The organism is Erwinia sp. (assembly GCF_031978025.1).
In the GTDB taxonomy this organism is placed as follows: Bacteria; Pseudomonadota; Gammaproteobacteria; order Enterobacterales; family Enterobacteriaceae; genus Erwinia.
Window position 1 is genome coordinate 1 of the sequence record NZ_DALZCD010000357.1, and the last position, 3,576, is coordinate 3,576.

A 3,576-nucleotide genomic window follows, 5' to 3' on the forward strand; every position below is an offset into this window, starting at 1 on the left:
GTTCGCGAACCTCTTCATAGCTCAGGTTATCTGTCACCTTGCCGCTGGGCATGTCGTTACGCAGTTCGACCTTATTCAGGCCGAGACCGTGAACCAGCTGGAAAAATTGCGCGATGCCAAGAGCAGGAGCAATTTTACGGTTAATACAGAAACGGGTTGGATCAATGGCCATCTTGCTGCTCCTGCAAAGTAAAAGGGGTAAGCATCATCTACGTTGGCAAAGGTGCTGGGTTGTGGGCGCTACCAGCAACCAGACTAGCGGCATTAACCTGTGCCCTTCGTTCGTACCGGGACTGTCTGAAGTCGTGCATAAGAAAAACATTTATTTCATTATTAAGGAACTATGAAATTTAAATTTTTAGATCCTTCTCTCAAAATTTCGTTTCCAGGAAGAGGAAGGGCTGAGGTTTTGCCTTTTTTTTGCACGATAAAAACAGAAGGTACGGCAACGGAAAAAGTTTTTTTTTAAGTGAAAAACCCCATCATGTCTGGAATCTTCATTTTAGTTGCCTGGACGGAGGCTGCCTGTAACCCGCCCGTATCCCGAAGGAAAAAATGCGATCCATAACGCTAAAAACAGATTTTCTAAACCAGAATATTTGAAAAATTCATTCCAATATAATAGTGTCTTTGCACGCATTCGGGAGTTGTCCGGTCGGGCCGTCCGCTAAGAAAGCTGCCGCCCGCAGGGAATACCACCATTCAAGAGGCCAAGATATGACTATTACAGGAAACTTTATCGGCGGAAAAACGTCTCTGAGCGCCAGCAACGAAACGATTCCGGTTTACGACCCGGCGACCGGCAAACCGGTGCGCGAGCTGACACAAAGCACGGCCCAAGAGGTCGCTCACGCCATTGAAGTGGCACATAACGCGTTTGAAGGCTGGTCCCGCACGTCGCCACTGCGTCGTGCGCGCGTTCTCTTCAATTTTAAAGCCCTGATGGAACAGCATCGCGAAGAGTTGGCTGCACTGATTGTCAGCGAGCACGGCAAAGTGTGGTCAGATGCCCTGGGCGAGCTGACGCGTGGGATGGAAGTCGTGGAATTTGCCTGCGGTATCCCTCATTTGATCAAAGGCGAAAATTCGGCAGACGTTGCGACAGGCGTAGACAGCTATTCACTGATGCAGCCGCTGGGCGTGGTCGCCGGCATTACGCCTTTCAACTTCCCGGCGATGGTACCGCTGTGGATGTTCCCTATTGCGCTGGCCTGCGGCAATACCTTTGTGCTTAAGCCACCAGCGCTGGATCCTTCTGCCTCCGTGCGCATGGCCGAACTCCTGACGGAAGCCGGGCTGCCGGATGGCGTCTTTAATGTTATTCACTGCTCTAATGAAGATGCTGAACAGCTTTATACCGATCCACGCGTTCAGGCCGTCAGCTTCGTTGGCTCTTCTGGCGTAGCGGAACATATTTATAAAACGGCCAGCGCACATGGCAAGCGCGTGCAGGCTTTTGGCGCGGCGAAAAACCATGCGATTGTGATGCCGGACGCTGATTTGGATGCTACGGTCAATGCCATTATGGGCGGTGCCTTTGGTTCTGCTGGCGAGCGCTGCATGGCGTTACCGGTTGTGGTTGCGGTTGGTGACGATACGGCCGATAAGCTGATTGCCGCGCTGACGCCGTTGATTAAAGCCCTGCGCGTTGGCCCCGGCATACAGAAAGAAGAAGAAAATGAAATGGGGCCGGTTGTCTCCGCCGCACACCAGAAAAAGGTGCTTGGCTATATCGATAAAGGGGTAGAAGAAGGCGCAAAACTCGTTGTCGACGGACGTAACTTCCAGGTGCCGGGCTATACAGAAGGCTACTATGTGGGCGGCACGCTTTTTGATAACGTCACTTCCGATATGGTTATCTGGCGTGAAGAAATTTTTGGCCCAGTGCTGAGCATCATGCGCGCGCCTGATTATGAAACGGCGCTGAAACTGGTTAACAGCCATGAATTTGGTAACGGCAGCGCTATTTTTACCAGCAACGGGCATACCGGCCGCGACTTCGTACGCGAAGTCCAGGCGGGCATGGTCGGCGTTAACGTGCCGGTGCCTGTACCTATGGCCTTCCACAGCTTCGGTGGCTGGAAGCGTTCTGTATTCGGTGCGCTAAACGTCCACGGGCCGGATGGCGTGCGTTTTTACACTCGTATGAAAACCGCGACCGTTCGCTGGCCGAGCGGACAAAAAACCGTTTCTGAATTCAGTATGCCAACGCTGGGCTAACTCATAAGGAGAAGCATCATGCCATTGCTATCCAAAGCACAACGCCCGGATGCGCAGGGACGTATCCAGCAAATTACTCCAGAAAGCGCGAACTGGCGCTATGTCGGCTTTGAAGCTTATCAGCTGAAAAAGGGCCAGACTCTGCAGCTGGAAAGCGGTAGTCAGGAACTGTGTCTGGTGTTGGTGGCCGGGCTGGCTTCGGTAAAAACCCGCGACGCGGAGTTTCCCAATATCGGCAGGCGCATGTCACCTTTTGAGCGCACGCCGCCTTATTCCGTTTACGTGCCGCATAACGATAGGGTAGAGGTGCAGGCCGATTCCGACCTGGAACTGGCGGTCTGTCGCGCGCCTGGCTCGGGTAATCTGCCGGCGCGCCTGATAGCTCCCGGCGATGTGGGCGTTGAGAAGCGCGGTAAAGGACGCAATAAACGGCTGGTACATAATATTTTGCCTGATGACCAACCCGCTGACAGCCTGCTGGTGGTCGAGGTGTATACCGACGAAGGCGATACCAGTTCTTACCCCAGCCATAAGCACGACAGGGAGGATTCAGAAACCGAAACCTATCTGGAAGAAACCTATTACCATCGCTTCAACCCGGAACAGGGTTTTGCCATGCAGCGTGTCTATACCGACGACCGCTCGCTGGATGAGTGCATGGCGGCTTACAACCATGATGTGGTGACGGTGCCGCGAGGCTATCATCCGGTGGCGACTATTGCCGGTTACGACAATTACTACCTGAACGTGATGGCCGGGCCGGTTCGCCTGTGGAAGTTCAGTTGGGAAAAAGATCACGCATGGATCAACAGTGAAGATTACCCGCGTAAAGCGGATTAGTTTATGGCTTTGAGGCGATAGACAACTCTCTCTTGCCGGTATCTGAGGCCCGGATCTGTTCCGGGCTTATTTTATTTCTTCTGTCAGGTTTCTCTGGTTATCCGTTCTCTGGCCCGACCCTGCGGCAGCCCCACTTACTGCTTTAACCGCCACGGTGTGTGCGCCGTCGTAGACTGAAAGGGCGCCCTCAGATGCACCTGCAATGCAGCTACAGACTGGAAAAAGTATCCCTTTTCCCTTCAGGATCTATTTGCCCCGATCGCTTCTGGCATCATCCGGAATCCTTCCGTGCAATATGTTTGTGCCATTTCACCGGCCCCGACAAGTTTTATTGCGCGACGCTTTACCCATTAACACAGCGAAAACAGTGCGGCCATGATGGCGCTCTGCCTCCCGGATCCGGGGGCGATCTGTACGATCCGATCGCAGTGGCGCGCTGAGTTTCGATCCAACAGCGAGAACGACGGAGTGTTCATGTGGCGCCGTCAGAGTGACGAAAATTGCTGCTGCACAGCG

At 53.4% G+C, this 3,576-nt stretch carries 2 protein-coding genes and 1 pseudogene; 2 read left to right on the plus strand and 1 reads right to left on the minus strand.

Translation table 11 applies throughout. From position 1 onward, the window contains the following. Window positions 1-172 (minus strand): annotated as a pseudogene (locus RTK32_RS20115) (inosose isomerase); the annotation flags it as partial. 545 nt (window positions 173-717) lie between these two features. Here RTK32_RS20115 and RTK32_RS20120 point away from each other — a divergent pair. Further along, window positions 718-2,220, plus strand: a complete 1,503-nt coding sequence (locus RTK32_RS20120; protein ID WP_312047042.1) for a CoA-acylating methylmalonate-semialdehyde dehydrogenase — start codon at window positions 718-720, stop codon at window positions 2,218-2,220. An 18-nt stretch (window positions 2,221-2,238) separates the two neighbouring features. Next, the gene (gene iolB / locus RTK32_RS20125) at window positions 2,239-3,060 is read left to right on the plus strand and encodes a 5-deoxy-glucuronate isomerase (protein WP_312047044.1); all 822 of its coding nucleotides are present in this window, start codon (window positions 2,239-2,241) and stop codon (window positions 3,058-3,060) included. The last annotated feature ends 516 nt before the right edge of the window (window positions 3,061-3,576 follow it).